The sequence below is a fragment of the Paenibacillus sp. 4624 genome, assembly GCF_050435065.1.
GTDB classification, from domain to species: domain Bacteria; phylum Bacillota; class Bacilli; order Paenibacillales; family Paenibacillaceae; genus Paenibacillus; species Paenibacillus amylolyticus_D.
Window position 1 is genome coordinate 469694 of the sequence record NZ_JBNDJR010000001.1, and the last position, 23804, is coordinate 493497.

22 protein-coding genes are annotated in these 23804 nt (G+C 46.2%); 16 read left to right on the plus strand and 6 right to left on the minus strand.

Features of this window, described 5'->3' with window-relative positions:
- The first annotated feature begins 5 nt into the window (after positions 1–5).
- The 9 genes from ABIE27_RS02120 to ABIE27_RS02160 all read left to right on the plus strand — a co-directional run bounded on the left by ABIE27_RS02120 (position 6) and on the right by ABIE27_RS02160 (position 9056).
- Positions 6–857, plus strand: coding sequence for a 3-hydroxyacyl-CoA dehydrogenase family protein (locus ABIE27_RS02120; protein WP_429349838.1), 852 nt, complete (start codon positions 6–8; stop codon positions 855–857).
- 18 nt (positions 858–875) lie between these two features.
- Positions 876–1925: an HAD-IIIC family phosphatase gene (locus ABIE27_RS02125; protein WP_429349839.1), complete on the plus strand. Its 1050-nt coding sequence runs from the start codon at positions 876–878 to the stop codon at positions 1923–1925.
- Between the two features lie 15 nt (positions 1926–1940).
- Positions 1941–2204 carry an acyl carrier protein gene (locus ABIE27_RS02130; protein WP_090914983.1) on the plus strand — a complete coding sequence of 88 codons (264 nt, stop codon included), beginning with the start codon at positions 1941–1943 and terminating at the stop codon, positions 2202–2204.
- Entirely contained in the window at positions 2201–3085 is an 885-nt protein-coding gene (locus ABIE27_RS02135; protein ID WP_192895044.1) for a hypothetical protein, read from the plus strand. Before ABIE27_RS02130 ends, ABIE27_RS02135 begins: the two co-directional genes overlap by 4 nt.
- Positions 3086–3110: 25 nt before the next feature.
- Positions 3111–3875, plus strand: a complete 765-nt coding sequence (locus ABIE27_RS02140) for a thioesterase II family protein (protein ID WP_123062633.1) — start codon at positions 3111–3113, stop codon at positions 3873–3875.
- Positions 3876–3923: 48 nt separating this feature from the next.
- Positions 3924–6227 carry an ABC transporter permease gene (locus ABIE27_RS02145; RefSeq protein ID WP_429349840.1) on the plus strand — a complete coding sequence of 768 codons (2304 nt, stop codon included), beginning with the start codon at positions 3924–3926 and terminating at the stop codon, positions 6225–6227.
- A gap of 15 nt (positions 6228–6242) precedes the next feature.
- Positions 6243–7010, plus strand: coding sequence for an ABC transporter ATP-binding protein (locus ABIE27_RS02150; protein WP_123062631.1), 768 nt, complete (start codon positions 6243–6245; stop codon positions 7008–7010).
- A gap of 61 nt (positions 7011–7071) precedes the next feature.
- Positions 7072–7725, plus strand: a complete 654-nt coding sequence (locus tag ABIE27_RS02155; protein WP_123062630.1) for a TetR/AcrR family transcriptional regulator — start codon at positions 7072–7074, stop codon at positions 7723–7725.
- A 2-nt stretch (positions 7726–7727) separates the two neighbouring features.
- Positions 7728–9056, plus strand: a complete 1329-nt coding sequence (locus ABIE27_RS02160; protein ID WP_123062629.1) for an MFS transporter — start codon at positions 7728–7730, stop codon at positions 9054–9056.
- 238 nt (positions 9057–9294) lie between these two features.
- Here ABIE27_RS02160 and ABIE27_RS02165 read toward each other — a convergent pair whose 3' ends face one another.
- The 4 genes from ABIE27_RS02165 to nirB form a co-directional block, all read right to left on the minus strand.
- Positions 9295–9924, minus strand: a complete 630-nt coding sequence (locus ABIE27_RS02165; protein ID WP_090914967.1) for a YfbR-like 5'-deoxynucleotidase — start codon at positions 9922–9924, stop codon at positions 9295–9297.
- Between the two features lie 245 nt (positions 9925–10169).
- Positions 10170–10952 carry a formate/nitrite transporter family protein gene (locus ABIE27_RS02170; RefSeq protein ID WP_123062628.1) on the minus strand — a complete coding sequence of 261 codons (783 nt, stop codon included), beginning with the start codon at positions 10950–10952 and terminating at the stop codon, positions 10170–10172.
- A 59-nt stretch (positions 10953–11011) separates the two neighbouring features.
- A complete protein-coding gene (gene nirD / locus ABIE27_RS02175; protein WP_123062627.1) occupies positions 11012–11338 on the minus strand; it encodes a nitrite reductase small subunit NirD in 327 nt (108 codons plus the stop codon).
- Positions 11339–11404: 66 nt separating this feature from the next.
- Positions 11405–13834: a nitrite reductase large subunit NirB gene (gene nirB, locus ABIE27_RS02180; protein ID WP_429349841.1), complete on the minus strand. Its 2430-nt coding sequence runs from the start codon at positions 13832–13834 to the stop codon at positions 11405–11407.
- A 269-nt stretch (positions 13835–14103) separates the two neighbouring features.
- On the opposite strand from nirB, the gene ABIE27_RS02185 reads away from it, so the two are divergent.
- Positions 14104–14811 carry a metal-dependent hydrolase gene (locus ABIE27_RS02185; protein ID WP_308722840.1) on the plus strand — a complete coding sequence of 236 codons (708 nt, stop codon included), beginning with the start codon at positions 14104–14106 and terminating at the stop codon, positions 14809–14811.
- 279 nt (positions 14812–15090) lie between these two features.
- Here the strand turns inward: ABIE27_RS02185 and ABIE27_RS02190 are convergent, their stop codons facing one another.
- Together ABIE27_RS02190 and ABIE27_RS02195 are read right to left on the minus strand one after the other, a co-directional pair.
- Complete coding sequence (locus ABIE27_RS02190; RefSeq protein WP_123062624.1) at positions 15091–15411, minus strand: hypothetical protein; 321 nt, start codon at positions 15409–15411, stop codon at positions 15091–15093.
- 193 nt (positions 15412–15604) lie between these two features.
- Positions 15605–16678, minus strand: coding sequence for a M42 family metallopeptidase (locus tag ABIE27_RS02195; protein ID WP_429349842.1), 1074 nt, complete (start codon positions 16676–16678; stop codon positions 15605–15607).
- A gap of 649 nt (positions 16679–17327) precedes the next feature.
- Between ABIE27_RS02195 and spoVAC the strand changes: the two genes are divergently transcribed.
- From spoVAC to ABIE27_RS02225, 6 genes are all read left to right on the plus strand, one after another.
- Entirely contained in the window at positions 17328–17780 is a 453-nt protein-coding gene (gene spoVAC, locus ABIE27_RS02200) for a stage V sporulation protein AC (protein ID WP_123062868.1), read from the plus strand.
- Positions 17777–18793, plus strand: a complete 1017-nt coding sequence (spoVAD, locus tag ABIE27_RS02205) for a stage V sporulation protein AD (protein ID WP_123062622.1) — start codon at positions 17777–17779, stop codon at positions 18791–18793. The genes spoVAC and spoVAD overlap by 4 nt, the downstream gene beginning before the upstream one ends.
- Positions 18794–18798: 5 nt before the next feature.
- A complete protein-coding gene (spoVAE, locus tag ABIE27_RS02210; protein ID WP_123062621.1) occupies positions 18799–19149 on the plus strand; it encodes a stage V sporulation protein AE in 351 nt (116 codons plus the stop codon).
- A 196-nt stretch (positions 19150–19345) separates the two neighbouring features.
- Positions 19346–20302 carry an AAA family ATPase gene (locus ABIE27_RS02215; RefSeq protein ID WP_429349843.1) on the plus strand — a complete coding sequence of 319 codons (957 nt, stop codon included), beginning with the start codon at positions 19346–19348 and terminating at the stop codon, positions 20300–20302.
- Between the two features lie 3 nt (positions 20303–20305).
- Positions 20306–21553 (plus strand): DUF58 domain-containing protein, encoded by a 1248-nt coding sequence (locus ABIE27_RS02220; protein ID WP_429349844.1) that lies wholly within the window; start codon positions 20306–20308, stop codon positions 21551–21553.
- Positions 21550–23763, plus strand: a complete 2214-nt coding sequence (locus tag ABIE27_RS02225; RefSeq protein WP_429349845.1) for a transglutaminase TgpA family protein — start codon at positions 21550–21552, stop codon at positions 23761–23763. The genes ABIE27_RS02220 and ABIE27_RS02225 overlap by 4 nt, the downstream gene beginning before the upstream one ends.
- Positions 23764–23804 lie beyond the last annotated feature (41 nt).

The following is a 23804-nucleotide window of genomic DNA, read 5'->3' on the forward strand; positions in this document are numbered from 1 at the left end:
TAGGTATGCATAATCAGCTTATTGCCATCATTGGCGCAGGCGTTATGGGATGTGCTACAGCACTGGATGTTGCCAGAGCGGGGTATCGGGTCATTTTGCAGGATCATTCAGAGTCCGTGATCGCCCAGGCACCTGATGTTATACGTCGTGAATACCGTTCAGCCTGTTTCTTGAAACAAGGATACGGTGAGGTTCCGCTCGATATCATCATGGATCGAATATCGTTCCAAATGCATGACGAAGGTGTGGAAGAGGCCAGCATCATTATTGAAAATGTGACCGAAAATATAGAGTCCAAAAAGGAAGTTTATGCGCGTTTGAGTCAGAAGGTCCGTCCTGATGCTCTTTATGCGTTGAACACAAGCTGTATTTCAGTAACCAAGCTGGCCTCCTTTTTACCTGATCCAAGACGTGCGATAGGTGTACATCTGATGAATCCGGTTCCCGTTAAATCGATGGTAGAGGTGATCAAGGGGCATCATACAACACCTGAAACAGAGCAAGAGATGGTAGCGTTTCTGGAGTCTCTCGGCAAAAATCCGGTCGTCATCGAGGATTTGCCGGGCTTTGTATCGAATCGACTCTCGCATTTGTTAATGAATGAAGCGGCCTTTATTGTGCAGGATGGTATCGCTACAGCTGGGCAGATCGATGCCATCATGAAAAAGGGCTTTAATTATCAGATGGGCCCGCTGGAGACAGCTGATCTGATCGGTCTGGATACCGTCGTGCATTCGCTTAAAGTGCTGTACGACAGTTATCAGGATCCCAAATTCCGCTGTTGTCCGCTACTGCAGAAAATGGTGGATGCTGGACACTGGGGACGCAAGACGGGGCAAGGGTTCTATGCCTATTAACGAAAGGGAGGCATGTCCATGGAGCGGTTGAAGGATATCAAATGTGTCGTATGGGATCTGGATCACACGATCTGGGATGGGGTCTTACTTGAATCCGGAGATGTGAAGTTAAGGGCGCGTATTAAGGAGGTGATAGAACAATTAGACCGCCGCGGTATACTGCACTCCATTGCCAGTAAAAATGATGCAGAGCTGGCTTGGGCCAAACTTACCGAATTGGGCATTGCTGAGTATTTTTTATACCCCGAGATTCACTGGGATGCGAAGTCCATATCCGTTGGGCGTATTCAGCAGAACATCAATATCGGAATGGATGCCATCTTGTTTGTGGATGACCAGCCGTTTGAACTGGAAGAAGTGAAAAGTGTACATGCAGATATTCAGGTTCTTCATGCAGATCACTATGAGACGATGCTAAATGACCCGAGACTAATGCCTCGCTTTATTACAGCAGACTCTTCTCGCAGAAGACAGATGTATAAGGCAGATACACTTCGAAAGCAGGCCGAAGAACAGTATGAAGGTCCTTCCGAGAAGTTTCTGGCTTCACTTGGTATGAAATTTACCATCTATGAAGCGACAGAGGATGATCTTCAGCGAGCGGAAGAACTCACGGTTCGTACCAATCAGTTGAATGCTACAGGGATCACTTACAGTTATGAGGAACTACATCAGTTGATGACTTCAGAGGATTACTTGCTATTGGTGTGCGAACTTGAAGACAAGTACGGAACATATGGAAAGATCGGGCTTGCGCTTATTCATAAGCAGCCGGATATATGGAGACTGAACATGTTGCTGATGTCGTGCCGCGTCATGTCTAGGGGGGCAGGAAGTGTATTGCTCACTTATATCATGCGTGAAGCGAGGCAACAGGGTAAGCAGATGCTTGCTGATTTCAGAGATACCGGCAGAAACCGGATGATGAATATCAGCTATCGTTTTGCTGGTTTTACACAGCTCTCTGCAGACCCTGACGGAAAGATTGTCTTTTCGCATGATCTGAAGCAGGTTGTGGAGTTTCCGGACTATATTGAAGTTAGTGTGCCTGAAAGACAACATCAATAACAAGGGGGAAGAGCAGTGGATTATCGTCAGGAAATTCGAGAGTTTATCGGAAACAATCTTACTATGGAACATGAGGACGCTCAAATTAGCGACAACGACAACTATTTTGAAATGAGATTTGTTAACTCACTCTTTGCCATGCGTTTAGTGGATTTTGTAGAGCGTAGATTCCAGATTGAGATCGGAAATGATGATCTGGATTTGGCCAATTTCAGTACCATTAACCGATTGCATGATCTCATTGAGAGAAAGCTTGCTGCCAAGGAGGTGGCACGATGATTACAGCCAATCAGCCATCTGTTCGTCCAATGGCGAGCCCGGCAGCCAGTCCTTCCAATAAGTATATGTACCTGTTTCTGGCGATGTCCTTTGGTACTTGTTATGGTATTGCCAGCTTGTTCATGTTCTTTCCTGATTTTATTGTACCAATTACTGGTGAGCTTCATCTGATGCATCCGTTAGCTATCGTTGCTCTGTACTCTCCTTCCATTGCCGGATTAATTACTTGTTATTTAATGGGGGGCAAAGACGCGCTGAAAGGCATGTTCTTGAAGCTGGTTCCGCGAAAAAAAGATCTGTTCTGGATCCCTGTAATTATTGGTATTTCCATCATATTTGCTTCATCAATGCATTTTGGCTCCCTGCTATTCGGCATACCGGTTCCCGATCTGACATATAGTGTACCTGAAATGATTTGGCTCGGCATTTTGAACTTGTTCAAGGAGACGGGGCTTATCGGCGGTTTATTTGGCTGGATTGGATTCTTGCTTCCGTTTCTGCAAGGCAAGTTAAAAAACAATGTAACAAGTGGTCTGATTACAGGACTCCTGTTTGGACTATGGGTGCTTCCGGGGTATCTGATTTCATCTTTTGGTACTTCAACCACATACATATACTACGTGGTGCAGCTTATGGCGTTTATCGTGTTTCAGAGCTACATCTTCAATGCTACCAAAGGCACACTGTTGTTTTACCTTCTGGCCTTCTGGCTTGTCGCTACAGGAAGTCAGATCGATCTGTATTACTTCAATCCGCAAGTACAGATCATGCAATTTTTCTTTTTTGTAACGTCGGCAATTATCATTCATATCGTCTTTAAACTCAAAAAAGTCGACACAACGCTCCAGACATTTCCTGCATATGTTCTAGACGCGAAATAAAGCAATTAACGGTGGTGATGGAGTGATGGCGCAGAATTATCTTGAACGACTGCAGAAGGGCAGGGGGAACAGGCAGGTGATCTGTTTTCCTTATCTGGGTGGATACTCTCAGAGTTTTTATCCTTTAGTATCTCACCTTCCGGATACGGAAATATGGGCATTTACCCCTCCCGGCCACGGGATGAATTCGGAAGAGCCTCTGGAACATATGCAGCAGCTTGTAGAGCTCTATACGAACGAACTGTTGTCTATAATCCAGCCTGGTGCAATGTTGTTTGGGCACAGCTTGGGCGGAATTACAGCTTATTATGTTGCTCGGCGGTTACAAGAGGAGCTTCCAGATGTAGCGAAGACATTAAGGCTTGTGTTATCCGCCTGCAATACACCTGCTGAATGTGGATTGAACCGTTATGATCAGATGTCTGATGAGCATCTGATCGATCACCTTTTTTCCTATGACGGTCTACCTAAAGAGCTCATCCACGAAAAAGAACTTTTGCAGTATTTCATGCCTGTAATTCGGGCAGATTTTCGAATGCTGGAATCCGCTGCGACACTTGAATGTCAGCCTCTCTCACTGCCAGTGCTCTATCTGTGGGGAGAACGGGACGATGCCGTTCCCCTTCAGTCGGCACTCAAGTGGGAACGATATTTTGATGTACCGATGAAGCTGCAGACCATTAGAGAAGGGACACACATGTTTATCATGCACCACCCTTCAACAGTGGCGTATTATCTGACAAGCTTTATGACTCCAGAAGTAGAACGACTGAACATAGTAGATAGATGAGAGGAGCCATGTTAGTTTATGCTGCTGAGAATGCTGAGAAACGACTTAATGAGGAAAAAAGGAATTACGGCTGCGCTGTTTATTTTTGTCCTGCTGGCTGCTTTGCTGGTATCTTCCGGTTCTCGAATGATCATGGAACTGACGAGTTCCATTCAGTATCTGTTCTCTGAATCGAAGACACCTCATTTTGTGCAAATGCACGCTGGAGATCTGGATCAGACCAAAGTGAATACATGGGCCGAAGGAAATGCAATGGTTGAGCAACATCAGATTGTCGAGATGGTTAACATCAATGGAGCCAACCTTTACCTCGGTGCAGAGTCCGAGAAAAACACTGTCATGGATATTGACCTCGTTACACAAAATCAGCAATTCGACTATTTGTTGAATCTGAACAGTGAGATTATCCAAGTTCGTGATGGCGAGATTGCTGTACCTGTGTATTATTTACAGCAAAATAAATTAAATATCGGTGACCAGGTTCGGATCAATAATGGGGCTTTTGAACGTTCATATACCATTGTTGATTTTGTGCGTGATGCACAAATGAATCCATCTGTTGTGCACTCAAAGCGGTTTATCGTAAGCCCGAATGATCTGGAGCAATTGAAGCAAGGAGTCGGAGAGATGGAATATCTTATTGAGTTCCGACTGCATGACCCTGCCAAAACAAGTGAGTTCACCCAAGCGTATCAAAATGCAGGGCTTCCTAATGCTGGCCCGGTGGTGACCTATGGTTTGTTCCAGCTCCTCAATGGGATGACAGACGGAATTATTGCAGCCGTTATTATTTTGGTCAGCCTGGTGCTGATTCTGATTGCGATGCTGTGTATTCGTTTTACCATGCTTGCAACAATTGAGGAAGATTACCGAGAGATCAGCGTGATGAAAGCCATTGGTATCGCAGAAAAAGATATCAAGCGGCTCTATTTGGTCAAATATGTGTTTATGGCAGGTTTTGCTTCCATCTTGGGATACGTCGCTTCCCTCGGAGTGAACCAGCTCTTTGTATCTAATATTATGCTGTACATGGGGAAAGCACCGGCTACATTACTGCATTTCGCCGTGCCTCTGCTCGCAACAGGTTTGATTTTCACCATGGTTGTTCTGTTCTGCCGTGCAGTGCTTCGTCGTTTTCGTTCGATCTCTGCTGTGGAGGCCCTTCGCACGGGAAGTTTGGGGGATACACAGATCGTTCGCAACCGTTTAAACCTGTCACGTAATCGCTGGTCTTCCGTGCCTGTTTTCCTTGGGTTAAAAGACGTGATGCAGCGCGTCAAAATGTTCCGTTTGTTATTATTCGTATTCATCGTCAGCTCATTTATTATGATCGTACCGCTTAACTTTTTGAACACACTGCAGGCTCCAAGCTTCATATCCTATATGGGTGTAGGGCAAAGTGATATTCGAATCGATCTTAGACATACCACTGATGTAGAGCAACGTTATGCTCGTCTGGTGAATCAAATTAAAAACGATGCAGATGTTCAAAAATATTCCCCTCTCGTAACAAGCCAGTTCAAGATTCGTAATGCAGAAGGCAGTTACGATAATCTTAGCGTGGAGAGCGGAGACTTCAGTATATTTCCTTTGTCTTATCTAAGTGGAAATGCCCCAGCGACAGATCGTGAGATTGCTCTCTCGGATGCAAACAGCAATGAGCTCAAACTTAAAACGGGGGATCAGCTGACCTTGCAAGTGGGCGGTCAAGACCAAGTAATGACGGTCAGCGGCATCTATCAGGATGTGACGAATGGCGGAAAAACAGCAAAGGCGCTTTTGCCTTACAACAAAGACAGTGTGCTGTGGTATGTGGTCAGTTTGGATCTGAAAGACCGTGATGTGATGGCTGCCAAAATTGCAACATATGAGAAAGACTTCTCGCCAGCGCGCGTAACTGATCTTCAAGGATACTTGAATCAAACGCTTGGTGGTACAATTCAGCAATTAAAGCTGGTGACAACACTTGCACTGGCCATTGGAGTATTCATTTCTATTTTGATTACCTCACTGTTCCTACAGATGATGGTTGCCAAAGATAACAACGATATTGCTGTATTGCGAAGCATCGGCTTTGCGTTATCCAAGATCAAGTTGAAATATGTCGTGATGTCATTGGTCATCCTGATTGTAGGTGTAGCCGCAGGCACAATCTTATCCAATACACTGGGTCCAATGCTGGTAAGTGGCATTATGTCCTCCTTTGGCGCCTCAAAGATTGTATTTGTGATTAATCCGGTGCAGGCGTATGTACTCTGTCCATTGCTGCTGGCAGGAACGATCATCATTACAGCCTGGATCAGCATTCAGTCGATTCGGGAAACTAGCATTTCGAAAATGATAGTTGAATAGGGAGGCATAACGAAGATGACAACAATACTAGAAGCTAAAGACGTGAATAAATCCGTAGCGATTGGCGAGAATGAAGAACATCGCATTCTGAAAGATATTAATCTGCAGCTCAGAAAAGGAGAATTTGTCTCCATTATGGGCCCATCCGGTTCGGGTAAATCGACCTTGCTCTATAACATCAGTGGCATGGATCAGATCAGCACAGGCAGTGTGTTTTTTAACGGTAAACAAATATCGGCTTTCCCGGAGAAAGATCTGGCGAGTTTACGCTTGACCAAAATGGGTTTTATTTTTCAGAACATTCATCTGCTCAAAAATTTAAACTTGCTCGACAACATCATCCTTTCTGCTTATCTGGCCAAAAACAGCAACCGGGACACGATTAACAACCGTGCAATGTCATTAATGAAAAAAATGGGAATCGACGAACTGGCTGAGCATAACATTACCCAAGCCTCAGGGGGACAACTGCAACGGATCGCGATATGCCGGGCTTTGATCAACAATCCGGATATTTTGTTCGGAGATGAACCTACCGGGGCGCTGAATTCAAAATCAACACATGAAATCATGGACATTCTTGGTGATATTAATGCCACAGGCACAACGATTTTGCTCGTGACTCACGATGTTAAAGTTGCAGCCCGCTCCGAACGAGTGCTGTTTATGATGGACGGCAATCTGGTTGCAGACAAAAACATCGGAAAGTATGACCGGGACAAACAGGATTTGAAGGCGAGAGAAAGTCGGCTAGGACAATGGTTGACGGAAATGGGGTTCTAAACTTAGAGCTTCATGACTAAAATAGACCGACAGTCGGTCGAGAGGTAATGGAGGACAGAATATGAGATTGATGAAAAATCCGGAGGAACGCAGAAATGAAATTTTGGATGCGGCTGAAATTCTGTTCGTGACCAAAGGATACACCAAAGCAACGATTATGGATATCCTCCAGGCATGTGATATTGCCAAAGGCACGTTCTATTACTACTTTGAGTCCAAAGAGGAGGTTATGCATGCCATCGTTATGCGTTTTATTATGAGCGGCGAAGCGGCGGCGAGGCGTGTCGTGGCAGATCCCGAGCTTAGCGCGCATGATAAAATTTTCCGCATCATTATGACTCAGAATCAGCCTGATGATCGCAAGCTTGGCGTGATCGAGCAGCTACACAGTGTACAGAATGTGGAGATGCATCAAAAAAGCCTGGTTGAAACGGTTCTCCGTCTCAGTCCCATTCTGGCAGAAGTCGTGGAACAGGGCATACAGGAGGGGGTATTTCATACCCCCGCTCCTCAGGAGAGCATTGAGTTTCTACTCGTCTCCTCGCAGTTTTTGCTGGATCAGGGTATTTTTCATTGGCAGGAAGAAGAGTTTCAGAAGAAGGTTAGAGCATTCAGTCAGATTATGGAGCGGGTTCTGGGTGCTGCAAATGGAAGCTTTGCTTATGTAACGGAACTATATTTCCCACATAAAGCTCAACAAGTAAAGGAGTCGTAACTATGGAACAAACTGTTCACAAATCATTTGGTAAGTTTCTGATTGTCTGGTTTGGTCAACTGATCTCGATGATTGGTATCGGATTGACCGCGTTCTCTCTCGGGGTATATGCCTTCGAAAAAACAAACACGGCAACCAGCGTTGCGCTGATTACGCTATTCACGTTTTTACCCAACATCTTGCTTCGTCCGATTGGAGGAGTGATGGCTGACCGGTTTGACCGCCGTACGATGATGATCATTGGTGACCTTGGCTCTGCGGCCGGCCTGGTCTTTATTCTGTCGATCATGCTCACGGGCGATATCCAGTTATGGCATATCTATGTGGGTGTGGCATTCAGCTCGGTGTTCTCGGCGCTGCAAAGTCCGGCATATAAAGCGTCAGCGACGGACTTGTTGGATAAGGACCAGTTCTCTAAGGGAAGTGGCCTAGTACAGCTTGCGGAATCCTCCAAGTTTTTATTTTCACCGATTATCGCGGGTATTTTGCTTAGTGTAACAACGATTGAAGTTATTATGATCATTAACATTGCGACATTCCTAATTGCCATTCTGGCCGTACTCGTTATTCGCAAGAGCATGAAGGTGGAACGAGAGGATAAGGATGATCGCAACTGGCTGACCGATATTCAGGAAGGCTGGAGAGAAGTTGTCACCAACAAAGGCGTACTGCTACTTGTTATTATCATCTCCCTAGTTACCTTCTATCTCGGGTTTCTGGAAACGCTCATTGGCCCCATGTTACTCTCGTTTACTGATGCCAAGACACTGGGAACGTTTCAGTCCGTTAGTGCAATCGGTATGCTGATCAGCAGCTTGTGCATCGGTATTTTCACCATGACCAAGAAATATGCCAGTGTGCTGGTTGCAGGTCTGGTCATGTGTGGTCTGGCGTTCTCCTTATTGGGTGTTTCTACGAATATTTACTTTATCATCTTTGCAGGATTTCTGTTCCTTTCATCGTTGCCATTTGTTAATATGAGCGCAGATGTATTGGTGCGGAACAATATTGCCAATGAAAAGCAGGGCAGAGTATGGGGGATTATCGGTATCCTGTCCCAGCTTGGTTTTATAATCGCGTACAGTTTAGCCGGATTTTTGGCGGACCATGTGTTTAATCCACTGCTGGTGGAGGGAGGAGCGCTGGCGTCATCCGTGGGTCAGATCATTGGAACCGGGCCAGGGAGAGGTATAGCCTTGCTGTTTATCATAGCGGGACTGTTCGTTATTCTGATTGCGATTATCACGTCACGTTTGAAAATGATCAAATCCCTGGAACAGAGCAGTGATATCGCTTCACCTCCTGATGTGGGCGGACTTGCGCATGATTAATGATTCATCAGTTAGTAGTGATACAGTAGAGTAGGGGAAGAGAGTCCTCATCTGATCTCGTGTAACGATCTGTATATCGGACGTTATGCAATGAGTTCAGACGAGGGCTTTTTTTATCTAAACGATGCAATCGTGCAAATCAGAAGTGGCACGACTAAAGAGGATGACACGAGCCAGCATCTCAAAGCAACAAAAAAAGCTCTGTCCATGGATCAAATTCATCCGGTGGGCAGGGCGATTATTGGGATAATGCTTCTTCAGTAATTTTGCGGATATCAAACGGGGAGCGGTTACCCTCTTCGATAATATCGGGCAGGATGTGGTTCAGGAAATAACGAACACAGTGGAGGTCGATGTTTTTGATTTTGATTAACGCGTAGCGGTACATGACAATGAATTCTTTTTCCGTATTGCCACGTTGCAACTCTGCAAATGCTTCATACACTTGATCCATTTTATCAGCTACTTCAAGGATAAGCCCTTCAACGGAGTTGTCTTTACCTTCACGCAATTGTCTGCGGAAAATGTCTTGAAACTCAGGTGGGATATTCTCATTAATAAAATGGGATACCATGCCTTCTTCCACCTGTTGCAGCATGGAACGAAGCTCCAGCGAGTAGTGTTTGACCGGTGTTTTGATATCACCAATGAAAATTTCGCCATAATCATGGCTGCTGGTGATCTCGTATAACTTTTTCCAATCGATGCTTACACCTTGCTGTTCTTCGATATCGGCGAGTGTTTTGGCGTATTGCACGACTTTCCAGGAGTGGGCGGATACACAATGTTCTTCGAACTTGAATTTGCCAGGGGTACGAATGATACGTTCAAGATCGTTCAGTGATCGGAAGTAGGTATGGATTCCCATAGATGTGATCATCCTTTGCTAATTTGGGTGGTCGATACACCGACTATACTGTCGTTATGTTAACCGAAGATTAACGATGTATACACTATTTGTAAATTTGTAAAAGGAAGGTCAAAAGCCATGTGGGATGCTGAATCAGATTCGGCATCCCACATGGCTTTGAGCAAAGGCGAAATTAAGGATATCGTGCAGTCAAGAAACTATTGATAGTAGTAGTTTCAGAAACACAGTATGCGGGAATTATATTATGCTTTTTTGCGTACCGGTGAAGTGTACCAGTAGGCCATACCGACAAACAGGGCGCCACCGATGATATTACCAAGTGTGACCGGAATCATATTGTGGAACCAGCCAGCCAGCGAAATCGCATCCGGGTGGTTTGGCAACAGCCACGCCAGGGAAAGGAGGGTCATATTGGCTACGCTGTGCTCATAACCGCTTGCGATAAAGGCATACAGACACCACCAGATGAGAACCAGTTTGGCGATATCTTCTTTGGAGCGAGCAGACATCCAGATGGCCAGACATACGAGCCAGTTACAGAGAATGCCGCGGAAGAAAAGTTCTGTAACTGGAGCACTCATTTTTTTGGCAGAAACGACGAACAGAAGATGCTCCGGGGTGGCTGCTTTGAACAGCCCGCTACCTACAATCAGCAGGCTAAGCAGGACGGCGCCGATCAGGTTGCCGAGAAACACAAGTCCCCAGTTTTTCAGCGTATCATTCACTGTGGTTCGTCCGGCGAGTGTACTCATCGTAAAAAACATGTTGTTACCTGTGAAAAGTTCTGACCCGGCAAAGATTACAAGCGTCAGGGCGAGCCCGAAGGACATGCCCATCAGCATCGTTTGCAATGGTGAGTGTGCTGCAAGCAGCGGAGCCCCGATACTAAAAATCAGGATAATGCCAAGCCCTACATATGCGCCTGCCATTAAGGCGGCGACCATGTAACGTGGTAAACTTGCATTCATCTGATCTCTCTTTTTAACAGCAGCTTCAATAATTCCTTCAACACTTGGTGTATACATCATGGTTTCCCCCATTAGTCAACATCAATCGAATCTCCATTGTTACGGCAGAGCAGAGGTTAGACAGCAATCCAGACCTGGTCGTTCTCCACCTTGACCGGGTACATCTGCACTTGACCGTTATCAGGTGCCTGTACCTGACCTGTCGTCAAATCAATTTTCCAATCGTACAGCGGATCATAAAGATAGTGCCCGGATACAATGCCTTCAGCCAGCGGCCCACCCTTAGGGTGGGGGTTATGGTTGTCAGCAGCAAAGATGGTGCCATCCGAAGCACGGAATACCGCGAGCTGAAGATCGTCGATCTCTACAACTCTGCCGATGCGTGGCAGAAATTCATCTATACCTCCAGCCGGGAAATACGTGCCTGTTTGTTTGGTCGTCATCATCAACCACTCCTTTAAACTCATTTTTTCTCTACTTAATCCGGTAAATATGAAGTCTGATTTGGTTTATGGGCGAGCCGTAACTTCAATGCTATGGAACATTTTGCTTTGGCCTTCTTCATCACGAATCGCTTTTTGCCATGGTTCTTCCACCTGTGCAAGGGCGAACTCGATCCGTCCCATCAGCGCTTTACGTTCCTCAATGTTATCCACAACAACCGAGCGGATGTGCTCCAGACCCATGCGTTCTACCCATTCCGAAGTACGCTCCAGATAGTTACCTGTCTCGCGGTAATACTGCATGATGGCTCCGCACAATTCGATCAGTTCATCATCGGTTTTCACTTTACACAGCGAGTCAGCGAGTCTTGCTTTGATTCCGCCGTTACCACCGATGAAGATTTCCCAGCCGCCATCATTGCCGACGATACCGATATCCTTCGTGCATGCTTCTGCACAGTTTCGAGGACAGCCGTTCACGGCATATTTGAATTTGGCTGGCAGATCGAGACGTTCAAATTTACGTTCGATTCTCGCACCCATGGCCATCGAATCCTGAGTACCGAAGCGGCAGAATTGGGAGCCAACGCACGTTTTAACGGTACGAAGCGATTTCGCGTAGGCGTAACCCGAAGGCATATCCAGTTCAGCCCACACTTTAGTCAAATCTTCTTTTTTGACACCGATGAGATCCAGACGTTGACCGCCCGTCACTTTAACCGCTTTGATATCATATTTGACTGAGACGTCAGCGATCTTTTTCAGATCGGCTGGTGTCGTTACCCCGCCGTACATCCGAGGTACAACGGTATATGTTCCGTCTTTTTGAATGTTTGCGTTCATACGTTCGTTAACAAAACGGGATTCTTTTTCATCCTCATGTGTGTCCGGATAAATCATGCCCAGATAGTAGTTGATGGCCGGACGACATTTCGAGCAGCCCTCAGGCTGGCTCCAGCCAAGTACGTTCATGACTTCCTTGCTTGTTTGCAAGCCTTTTTCCCGGATTTCAGCTACAATTTCATCTCGCCCGAGAGTTGTGCAGCTACAGATTCCCTGTTTGCCACCGGCAGTGAAATGATCTCCAAGCACGTATTGTAAAATCTGTTCGACCACCGGTTTACATCCTCCACAAGAGCGGGTTGCACCCGTGCAGGCTTTAATCTCGTCAACTGTAGTCAGACCTTGATTGGTAATGACATCTACGATAGCACCTTTGGTTACGCCGTTACATCCACAAACGATTTCATCTTCCGGCATCGTTTCAACTGATGTCGTTTTTTTGTGACCGCCGCAGCCTGTACCCATAAGTGAACTGTACAATTCATCTGTCATTTCAGTCTGGTTCTTGATCAGTTTCTGCAGCTCAGCGGAATCCGTAATGTCACCAAAGAGTACAGCACCTACCATTTTGTTGTCTCGAAGCAGGATTTTTTTGTAAGTACGTTTCCAGTCATCTTTCTGTGAAATCACGGTATGTTCAGGGCTGTCAATGAATTCGCCAGTAGAGAAGACGTCTACACCCGAAATTTTCAATTTCGTAGATACAACCGAGCCTTCATACGGAGCAGTCTCCACGCCGCAAATATGTTTGGCAAGAATCATGCCTTGCTCAAAGAGAGGAGCCACAAGTCCGTAACATACCCCGCGATGTTCGTTACATTCCCCGACAGAGTAGACATCTTTCAGGGAGGTCTGCATGTAGTCATCCACGATGATCCCTCGATTGACTTCCATACCGCTCTCGCGGGCCACAGATGTATTCGGTTTAATACCAACTGCCATCACTACAAAATCTACATTCAGCACAGAATCGTCGGCAAAACGAATGCCTTCAACCCGGTCTCCACCTAGCAGTTCGGAGGTTTGTGCTCCCATTTTGAATTTAATTCCCTGACGTTCCAGTTCCGCTTTCAACATCGCAGAAGCCTGTGGATCGAGTTGGCGCTCCATCAGATCATCCATCAAATGCACAACGGTAACATCCATGCCGAGTTGGACAAGTCCTTTAGCAGCCTCCAAACCCAGCAGTCCGCCCCCGATGACAGCTGCTTTTTTGTATGCTTTTGCTGCTTCCAGCATGATATTGCAATCGGCGATATCACGGAACCCAACGACACCTTGCTTGTCATGTCCGGGTACAGGGAGGATAAAAGAACTTGAACCTGTTGCGATAATAACTTTGTCATACGGAGTACGGTGACCATCTTCTGTTACAACTTCACGAGTCTCCGCATCAATGCGGGCAACGGTTGTGCCTGTGTGAAGCGTGATTCCATAGTCCTTGTACCAGTGAAGATCGTTAAGGACAATGTCATCCAGCGTTTTACTGCCTTCCAGGACATAGGACAACATAATACGATTGTAGTTGGGATAAGGCTCTGTACCAAAAACCGTAATATCAAAACGCGAAGTTAATTTTAGAATTTGCTCTACCGTGCTGATTCCGGCCATCCCGTTACCAATGACAACTAGTCTTTCTTTATTTCCGTTCATGTGAATGCCTCCTTGGGTAAACCTGTGCATTTACCAACATTTTTAATGGCTTATATTTGAATTATACAACGACTAACTCGAACTAAATGTGATTAATTTCACTAATTACGATAGATCATTCATATTAAAATAAGTGTGATGAGCATCACGAATGAAAAATATTTTTCGGAAATAAGAAATACGAACTATTGTTCTTGTTTTTCTTTCGAGGTATGATCAGATTGGGGTCGGTTACGTTCCCTATTTTCTCGAAAGGACGTTTTTGCATCATGATGGGAAGATCCCACCTTATTATCGGGACAGGCGTTTCACTTTCAGTGTTGCAGCTCCTTGGAATGCAGGTTACTGCACCGGCTGTAACAGTCGCACTAATAGGCTCGTTGCTGCCAGATATTGATGAGCCTAATTCATTGCTGGTATCGAAAGCATTGCCGAGCAGTTTGATTCGACTGCTGCAGACCATTCTTTTGCCTGCGGCTGTGTTTGTGTATTTTTACGTTCCGGCCAAACCGTGGAATCTGCTGCTTGCTGTATTCATTGGGCTTGTGTCGTTCCTGCCTTCGCGATCACTTCGTAAAGTATTAATGTTTGCCATTGGACTGGGCTTGGTCTTCTATGGTCATGCTTTTGCTCCGTGGAATTTGATTGCAGGTAGCCTGCTTATGTTGTGCACGACACTTACACACAGGGGATTAACGCATACCTTGTACGGAACAGCTGTTTGGACGGGTTTACTGTACAGTACAACGCAGCAACAAGGCCCAGAAATTTGGGTCGCTGGAGGTTCCGCTTATGCTCTTCATCTGCTTGCCGATTCCTTGACTAATCGGGGGATTCGTCCATTGCCGCCATTAAAGCTGCGTATTCGTGCAAATCTGATGAGTACGGGAACTAAACATGGAGCAGTTGTAGAAAATGTCTGCGTGATCCTGACACTGATTTTGGCTTGGTTTGCGTTCTCGCCTTTATTTCTGTAGGACAACCACAAACGCCAGCCCATTTTTATGGACTGGCGTTCTAAAAATCAAGAGCGTAACTTGAATGGTCGCGCTAAGCCGCCATTGCCTCAGAATCGCTGTTGTTGGTTACATATCAAGAAACAAGTAATTTAGACTTTCGTAGGTGTACCGCTAAGTGTATCGATATCTGTAGAACCAAATGCTAACAAAACAATAAGAATAAGTACAATTAGCATTTCGGCAAAACCGACTCCATCAAACTCAGACATCACAGCCACCTCTTTTCATGCTTGGCATTTAGGAATTTATACGTTGCTGAAAAGCCTGAATTACATCGTTTAGAGTCATATCTCGGCCCGTTTCATCCAAAAATTGGACTAGTTTATCTGAATTAGAAGGTTCAACCTTTTGGAGTGTTTTATACTGGCCCACTAATTCTACAACTAATGTGGCTTCTCTAAACAGCGTGACTGCATCCACTCTTAATTTCCCGCTAACCAATAATGCGGCAACAATCAGTTCAAGTTTTTTTCCTTTTAAATTGCCACTCAGAAGGGTGTTTGCGGCATTAGTTTTTCTGGAACCTTTATTTGATTTTCCGTTCCTTCCCATTGCCATACAAAGGTCCCCCGCTGTTTGATGTGTTGGTTCTTCATCTTTAGTTAACTAACCTTCCAGTATCCTATCTTATGTATCTCGTGCTCAACATGTTCAAACGATCCATTTATTTATTTGATCGATAGAAAAAGAGATACCCCGAAAAAGGATATCTCTATGGTTTGAAGCTTTATACCGTTGACTTATGCTTAAATCAAGCGTTATTAATAATGGTTTCCATCGTTGAACGATCGAGACCTTTCACGAGCTTCACAATTAATTCTTTAGCCGCATCGTAATCATCCGTATGAATAATGGAAGATGAGGTGTGAATATATCGGCCGCAGATGCCAATTACGGTAGAAGGTACACCAATACCACTCAAGTGAACCTGACCTGCGTCCGTACCGCCCGGCGAGATGAAGTATTGCGTCTTGATCTTATTGGAAGCAGCAGTATCCTTAACATACTCCACCATTCCACGATGCGTGAACATTCCTGGGTCAAAGATGCGAAGCAATGCACCTTGACCGATATGACCAAAGGATTGTTTGTCACCCGTCATGTCATTAGCCGCACTACAGTCCAGAGCAAAGAAAATGTCTGGTTGAATAAGGTTGGCTGCTGTACGTGCTCCGCGCAGTCCCAATTCCTCCTGAACCGTTGCACCGGAATAGAGGATATTCGGTAACTTCTCTTTATGCAGTTCTTCCACCAGTTCAAGAGCCAGACCGACACCATAACGGTTATCCCAGGCTTTGGCCATAATTTTCTTAGGGTTTGCCATCGGTGTGAATTCACAGAGCGGTACGATCTGCATTCCGGGATGAATTCCCCATGATTCTGCTTCCGCACGATCATCTGCGCCAATGTCCAGATACATTGAATTCAAGTCTACCGGCTTGCTTCGCTGGGATTCATCCAGCAAGTGTGTAGGCGTAGAGCCGACAACACCTGTAATCCGGCGCTCCGGAGTAATAATCTGAAGACGCTGCGAAAGCACAGCTTGACTCCACCATCCACCAAGTGGACGGAATTTGATCATACCCGTTTCCGTAATGCCTGTTGTCATAAAGCCGACTTCGTCAAAATGTCCAGCGACCATGACTTTCGGGCCGGATTCATCCCCGCGAAGAACACCAAAGAGACTACCCAAGCGATCTTGTACAAATTCATCGGTATATGCGGACAGTTGCTCCTTCATCCAGCCGCGCAGTTCACGTTCGAAGCCGGAGGCGGAAGGGAATTCCGTTAATGTGCGAAACATGTCCAACGTTTTTTCATTCATGTGTTAACAACTCCTCTGTTGATATGTATATCAGGTCACAGTAAAACGGTTGCTGGCCTGGTGTCCTTTTTTTCGTACAAAGGACTCGTTATTAACCACTGGTCACATTATAGTATGAACCTTGCACAAGTGAATGTCTATGTTTATGTTACGTTTTTAAGGCATGATTTTGCGTGGTTAGTCTAGATTTTCCGTTTTTCTGTCCGCTGTTGTCTCAATCTTGAAGCCGCCTTCATGAATATGATTATAAAAGGGAGCCATATTCTTCTGTAATCAGGCTGTCCTGTTAAACGACGTTCAAGCGTAGGAAGGAGCCGGGATACAAGATGAAGCCTCCTGAAGAAGGCAATGAGAAGGTGTTGTTCATTGTACTCTTTATTTTGCTCGTCATCATTCTTCTTTATTTATAGAACAAACAGGTTGTGAACTACAATCAAGCGGCGTGATCTATATAACTTCCCCATCTCTTTCTCTTTGGAAACATATGCTGTTTCTCGCCGGATACATAACCTTCCCGATAATAACAAACAATGTATAGAAGTGCTCCACAATCGCCATTCAGCTATAACTGCAAACCATTCACATAAAGGAGGTCCTGTACTTGCCAGAACAATCTGCAACCGGAAAGAAGAAAACCTCATCGCTATCGATGGATGAAAAGGAATATAAAAAAGTCGCCAAAAAACATGAACCTTCACGTCCAATTTTTAAAAATTGTATCAAAGCTTTTCTGGTGGGGGGAACCGTCTGTTTGATTGGACAAGCCATCCAGGAAGCGTTTATGGCTGGGTTGGACATGACATCCAAAGAGGCCGCAAGTCCCACGGTGGCCGTCATGATTCTGATTTCAGTTATTCTGACATGTCTTGGTGTATACGACAAAATTGCGCAGTGGGCGGGAGCGGGTACGGGGGTCCCTGTCACAGGATTTGCCAATTCCATGTGCTCGGCTGCTTTGGAGCATCGTGCTGAAGGCCTGGTGCTCGGTGTTGGAGCAAATATGTTCAAGCTTGCCGGTTCCGTCATTGTTTTTGGGGTCGTGGCGGCTTTTATCATTGGGATCGTGTATGCCTTTTTGGGCTTTGGAGGTGGACATCTATGAAAAGGCTGGGCCGCCAGACTTGGGAGTATGAACATCAGCCGCGAATTATAGGCAGAGCTACCGTTGTAGGCCCAGATGAAGGTAAGGGGCCGTTATCTTCTGATTTTGATTACGTTTATGATAACCTGGAGATCGGTGAGAAAACATGGGAAAAAGCAGAGCGTAAACTGCTGGAACAGGCATCCCAGCTCGCATTGGTGAACGCCAATATTACCAAGGAAGAACTGCATTATTTTGTCGGCGGGGATCTGATGAACCAAATTATCAGCAGTTCGTTTTCGGCAAGGAAATTGGGCGCACCCTATCTTGGTGTATTCGGAGCCTGCTCAACCTCAATGGAAACGTTAGCTCTAGCGTCCATGATTGTCGATTCTGGTGCCGGCGATTATGTGCTCGCTGGAACGGTGAGTCATAACTGTACGGTTGAGAAACAGTTTCGATATCCGACGGAATATGGTTCCCAGAAGCCGCCATATGCACAGTACACCGTCACGGGTTCCGGTTGTGGTGTCATTTCCCGTACAGGACAAGGCCCGTATGTAGCGAAAGCCACGATTGGCCGGATTATGGATCTCGGCATCAAGGATCCTTTTAATATGGGTGCAGCGATGGCACCGGCTGCGGCAGATACGATTATTTCTCATTTCAGAGATACCGGACTGGAGCCAGGATATTATGATCTCATCGTTACAGGTGATCTGGCTTCGGTCGGTCTGCCTATAACGAAGGAACTTTTGCATAAGGAAGGTATTCCGATGGAGCAGACCGTTTTTAACGATTGCGGGCTCATGATCTATGATCGGGAGAGTCAGCCTCAAGTCGTTGCTGGAGGAAGCGGCTGCGGATGTTCTGCTACAGTTACTTATGGTCACATCCTGAACCGGATGCAAAAAGGTAATCTGAAGCGTGTGCTTGTGGTTGCAACAGGAGCGCTCTTGTCTCCACTCTCATATCAGCAGGGTGAAAGTATTCCTTGTATTGCACATGCTGTCGCAATTGAACAGGAGGGTTAAAAGAGATGCAATTTCTATGGGCTTTTATCGTAGGTGGTCTGATCTGTGTGATCGGACAGCTGTTGATGGATGGTGCGAAGTTAACACCCGCGCATACGATGAGTACGCTGGTGGTGGCTGGTGCTGTAGCTGATGCCTTTGGTTTGTATGACCCTCTGGTGAAATTCGCTGGTGCAGGGGCATCCATTCCCATTACAAGCTTTGGAAATTCTTTGGTGCACGGAGCTTTAACCGAACTGGAAAAAGAGGGTTGGATAGGCGTAATCACCGGTATTTTCGATCTCACGGCGGCAGGGATATCGTCGGCGATTATCTTTTCTTTTCTCGCGGCACTGGTTGTCAGGCCAAAAGGTTAAATTTTTAAATATATGCTGTGATAAGCAAGGGCTTCGGATCTATGTGATCCGCGGCCTTTTTTTTGTCGTATCTATGCGTTAAATGCGGTGAATCTGACGACTGGAAACAAATTGTGAGTTCCTTCGAGTGTACTCGTGACGTTGGATCATGTACAATAAAAGGAAATCTGTATGCTTTTTTAGGAGGTTAGACCACATGCCTGTGCGCAAAGAGTCGATCCAAATCATCTCTGCAGTTCGTTCCAATCTGGAATCCTGCATTATGGGGAAGTCCTTTGAAATTCAACTTTTACTCACAGCTTTGCTAGCAGGTGGACACGTTCTGATTGAAGACGTACCGGGAACGGGCAAAACACAGCTGATCAAAGCACTATCAAAATCCATGCGCGGGGAATACCGGCGTATTCAATGTAATCCTGATATCCTGCCAAGTGATATTACAGGAGTTTCTGTTTTCCATCCGAAGGATGAGCGTTTTTATTTCCGACCGGGTCCGGTCATGACCAATATTTTGCTCGCAGACGAGATTAACCGTGCAACGACCAAAACGCAATCCGCATTGCTGGAAGTTATGGAAGAGCGCAGTGTAACCGTGGACGGTGACACGTATGATCTCCCGCATCCGTTTATGCTCTGTGCTACACAGAATCCGATTGACTTTGAGGGGACCTATACGTTACCCGAAGCGCAGCTTGACCGTTTTATGTTGAAAATCAGCCTTGGTTATCCCGACAAGGATATTGAAAAAATGTTGCTGAAGCAGCATCAATCGGGCCAACCGGTAGATCGGCTTGAATCTGTGACTCACATGGATCAGATCTCGGCTATCCAGCAAGAGATTAAAGAAGTGTTCATTGGAGACCCTGTGATGGATTATCTGCTGGATGTTGTTCGCCACACGCGCACTCACCCGTCTGTTTTATTGGGTGCTAGCCCAAGGGCTGCAATTGCCTTCATGATGGCCGTGAAAGCTTTTGCCTTCCTGCAAGAGAGAGACTACGTGCTGCCGGATGATGTGAAAACGATGGCTCCGTATGTTATTTCTCATCGTATTGTGCTTCGTCCCGAATCCAGATTGGACAGCATGAGCTCAGAGGCCGTTCTGAACGCTGTATTACAGCAGGTTCGTGTGCCTGTATCGATGGGGCAATAGTTGATGAGACCGCTTTTGACTACAGTCAATCGAGGCCTGCGCCACCCTCGCGTATGGGGCATCGCCGTGGTGTGGATGTGCTGTCTGGCGTACGTTTTATTTCAAGGAGGAAAGACCTCACTTATGCTTTTGTCCATGGTAACGCTGCTTTGCCTGTATCTTGCGATTGCTGGATTCAGCGGTGTGAAACGGGCTCAGGGCGTACGGAGGCTCTCTTCCGGACAGGATCATGAAGAACTGCTTCATGCCGGTGATCAGGTGCGGGTGAAGCTGAACTTGACCATTCCGGGATTTCTTCCGCTTCCTTATGTGGTCGTGCGTGAGATGTTACATCGACATAATGGGGAATCGTGGTCATTTAAGGAAAGCCTGATCCCGAGTATGCGGGGAACGGGTGAACTGTCCTTTCAAACTCCACCGCTTGAGCGGGGAAAATATGTTTTTTCGGATACGGAATGTGCTAGCGAGGATATTTTTGGATTGATCGAACATCGCGGAACATTCAAGGCCAGTGGTGAATTTCGTGTTTTACCTCGTACGGTATTTATTCCTTATTGGCAGCTGTATGATCGCAAGTCACGCTTGTCAGGGCCACAGACGGCCTTGACACGTTCACGCAGGGAAACAACCCAGATCAACGGCGTGCGTGACTACGTTTATGGGGACCGTCTTTCTCGCATTCACTGGAATGCTACAGCAAAAACAGGCAACTGGAAATCTAAAGAATTTGAACATGAGTCTGTGCCTAAAACCATTCTGGTTCTGGATGCGCTCGCCGGAAGTTATCAGCACGGTGAAGCATTCGAACTGGCCGTTTCTACTACAGCTTCTCTGCTAGACTATGGCAGCAGGGAACGCATGGGGATGGGATTGTTAACCTTGGCTGATAAGTCATCCTTCATGCCTCCAAGTGAAAGTCTGATTGAACGGCAGAAGATGATGCATCATCTCGTGGATATCCAGGATAACGGAAAGGATGCTACCTTGTTACCTGGAGTTGAGAAATTAGCCCGTCAGTTTCCGCAGGGAGCCTATTTTGTTGTCATCTCTCCACAAAAAGATGAAAAGATTCTCGAGTTGCTTCGCTGGGCAGATACACGTGGCATGACCCCATGTCACATTCTGATTGATTCAACGGAATCTCGCCAAAGTAAGGAATGGAATGCCATGCTGCGTGGCAGGGGCACAAGATCATTCAGTGTTGCTCACCTGCAGGAACTTCCAACGGTTATGGGGGGAGGTTCGGTATGAATGCCATAAGAAATGAAAGTTTGGGATTGAAAAGATCCTGGTATCATGCGGCATCCTTGCTCTGGATATTTCTCATTGCGTTGCAATGGATATCGTTCACCCAGGAGTCATGGTATACCGAGACGACTTCGCTGGTGCTGTGGACTCTGGCAGCTGTTAGTATTTTGGAGGTCATTCTTCCCTTTAAAATGCTGTATCGAATGATAACCAAGGCCGTTGTTCTCTTATATATTTTGCACAAAACGTTGATTGATTACATGGTTTACATCCCTTACGGGACGTTAACAGAGCGTATGGAGCAATTTATCTTGCACATGCCTCCGTACATCTGGTTTACCTTGTGTGCATGGGTGATGTTAGAAGCTGCGCTTCGCCTTGTAAACTCAACCCGCCGCATCCTTGTGTTCCTGGGAATTAATATCATATCTCTAGGCATTCTGGATTCCTTTACTCAAATTCCACTCTGGGTTGAGATTGCCTGGGTGATGTTTGCAGGTATGGGTTGGCTCGTATGTCAGCACTTCCGTAATTATCAGCTTCAGTATCCGCAGGGCTGGAAACGAATGATTCGGTATCCTTATAAAATACTGGCGAATATTGCTATCATTTTCTCATTAATTATTGTTGCCAGTGTGAACATGCCGGAAATTCCGCCAACCTTGACCGATCCTTACACCGCTTGGCGAAATTACACGGGAACATCTTCAAGTCAATCCGGGAACGGAGTACTGGATATCCCTACAGCAACGGAGTCAGGATACAGCCGTGAGGATAGTCAGCTTGGCGGTGGGTTTAACTTTGATTACACGCCAGTCATGTCCATTACGACCAGTGATCGAAGTTACTGGCGGGGTGAAACGCGTTCTGAATATACAGGCACGGGCTGGGATGAGCCTGGACGTGGTTCAATGGAGAATGTGTCAGCCAGTCAAACGCTGGAAAATGAAGAGGCTGGTAAAGTAAATACGAAAAAAGTCACACAGAAAGTAACGATGTTGAATGACACGGTATATCCCATTTTATTTGGTGCATACTCCATATCACAAGTGAGCTCTGTGAATGGTGAAGAAAGAGCGGATCGTATGCTTTGGAATACAGAGCGGGCGGAGTTGCACGTGGTCACATCGCGTCAGCAGCCGCAGTATCCCAAAAACTATACGGTTGTATCCGAAGTGCCGATTATCGTAGAAGATGAGCTTCGTACCAAATCAGCAGATACTCTGTATACAAGCAATCCGGCAGACGACAAGTATTTGCAATTGCCTTCCCGATTCCCTGAAAGGGTAAAGGATCTCGCGGCCGAGGTTACAGCGTCCGCAAAAACACCGTATGAAAAAGTAGCATTACTGCAAGACTATTTACAGCAAAACTTCAACTACACCAACAATCCGGATCTGTCCCGGAAAGTGAGCAATGATTTTGTTGAAGGGTTCTTGTTTGATATTCGTGAAGGGTATTGTGATTACTTTTCCACCGCGCTTGTGATGATGGCAAGGGCGGAAGGCATCCCAGCCCGATGGGTAAAGGGTTATGCACCCGGACAGATGTCGCTGAACTCGGACATGCAGGCTCCACGGCAGCCAGGTGCACCCATTGAAACGACTTACACCGTCACGAATGCAGATGCACATTCGTGGGCAGAAGTGTATTTTGGCGAGTACGGATGGATTCCGGTTGAAGCAACACCGGGATTTGATATGCCGTTACTGACCGAAGCACCAGAAGTTCAGCCGGCGGATCAGCCAGAAGATCAACCAGAGGAAGAACCGGTTCAAAAAGAAGAGCAAGCACCTGCTCCTGAGCAGACTACAGCTGCGATTCCAACTTTTGTGATCTGGATTGCAGTTGCTGTTATCGTTCTGTGGGTAGCCTATATGTTCTGGCGCAACCGCCTTTCACTGCGATTTTTGCTGCTTCGACTGCGGACAGGCAGACCGCTGACACCTGAACAGAAGGTGCTGGCTGAGACAGAACGCTGGATTCGTTATGCAAGAAGACGAGGTCTGACGCGCAGTGGGGACGAAACGCTTCGTGAGTCCGTAACCCGCTGGAGTCAGCTAATCCCATCTGCTCAAGGCACATTGGAAGAGTTGCTTATGAAATTTGAACAGACCCGCTACAGTCCGGCAACCGTAACCGCCGATGATTGGAAAGTTGTCTATCAGGCAGCTTTGAAGTTGCGGAAAGAACTGAAAGCGGAACGGGCATAGGTAATGCCCGTCCCGTTTTTCCTTTTTTTAACGTGATAAAG

Bases quoted from the DNA above. Each gene is read 5' to 3' on its own strand.
- ABIE27_RS02120 (WP_429349838.1), top strand. From the start codon at position 6: ATGCATAATCAGCTTATTGCCATCATTGGCGCAGGCGTTATGGGATGT.
- ABIE27_RS02125 (WP_429349839.1), top strand. From the start codon at position 876: ATGGAGCGGTTGAAGGATATCAAATGTGTCGTATGGGATCTGGATCAC.
- ABIE27_RS02135 (WP_192895044.1), top strand. From the start codon at position 2,201: ATGATTACAGCCAATCAGCCATCTGTTCGTCCAATGGCGAGCCCGGCA.
- ABIE27_RS02140 (WP_123062633.1), top strand. From the start codon at position 3,111: ATGGCGCAGAATTATCTTGAACGACTGCAGAAGGGCAGGGGGAACAGG.
- ABIE27_RS02145 (WP_429349840.1), top strand. From the start codon at position 3,924: ATGAGGAAAAAAGGAATTACGGCTGCGCTGTTTATTTTTGTCCTGCTG.
- ABIE27_RS02150 (WP_123062631.1), top strand. From the start codon at position 6,243: ATGACAACAATACTAGAAGCTAAAGACGTGAATAAATCCGTAGCGATT.
- ABIE27_RS02155 (WP_123062630.1), top strand. From the start codon at position 7,072: ATGAGATTGATGAAAAATCCGGAGGAACGCAGAAATGAAATTTTGGAT.
- ABIE27_RS02160 (WP_123062629.1), top strand. From the start codon at position 7,728: ATGGAACAAACTGTTCACAAATCATTTGGTAAGTTTCTGATTGTCTGG.
- ABIE27_RS02165 (WP_090914967.1), bottom strand. From the start codon at position 9,924: ATGGGAATCCATACCTACTTCCGATCACTGAACGATCTTGAACGTATC.
- ABIE27_RS02170 (WP_123062628.1), bottom strand. From the start codon at position 10,952: ATGTATACACCAAGTGTTGAAGGAATTATTGAAGCTGCTGTTAAAAAG.
- nirD (WP_123062627.1), bottom strand. From the start codon at position 11,338: ATGACGACCAAACAAACAGGCACGTATTTCCCGGCTGGAGGTATAGAT.
- nirB (WP_429349841.1), bottom strand. From the start codon at position 13,834: ATGAACGGAAATAAAGAAAGACTAGTTGTCATTGGTAACGGGATGGCC.
- ABIE27_RS02185 (WP_308722840.1), top strand. From the start codon at position 14,104: ATGATGGGAAGATCCCACCTTATTATCGGGACAGGCGTTTCACTTTCA.
- ABIE27_RS02190 (WP_123062624.1), bottom strand. From the start codon at position 15,411: ATGGCAATGGGAAGGAACGGAAAATCAAATAAAGGTTCCAGAAAAACT.
- ABIE27_RS02195 (WP_429349842.1), bottom strand. From the start codon at position 16,678: ATGAATGAAAAAACGTTGGACATGTTTCGCACATTAACGGAATTCCCT.
- spoVAC (WP_123062868.1), top strand. From the start codon at position 17,328: ATGGATGAAAAGGAATATAAAAAAGTCGCCAAAAAACATGAACCTTCA.
- spoVAD (WP_123062622.1), top strand. From the start codon at position 17,777: ATGAAAAGGCTGGGCCGCCAGACTTGGGAGTATGAACATCAGCCGCGA.
- spoVAE (WP_123062621.1), top strand. From the start codon at position 18,799: ATGCAATTTCTATGGGCTTTTATCGTAGGTGGTCTGATCTGTGTGATC.
- ABIE27_RS02215 (WP_429349843.1), top strand. From the start codon at position 19,346: ATGCCTGTGCGCAAAGAGTCGATCCAAATCATCTCTGCAGTTCGTTCC.
- ABIE27_RS02220 (WP_429349844.1), top strand. From the start codon at position 20,306: ATGAGACCGCTTTTGACTACAGTCAATCGAGGCCTGCGCCACCCTCGC.
- ABIE27_RS02225 (WP_429349845.1), top strand. From the start codon at position 21,550: ATGAATGCCATAAGAAATGAAAGTTTGGGATTGAAAAGATCCTGGTAT.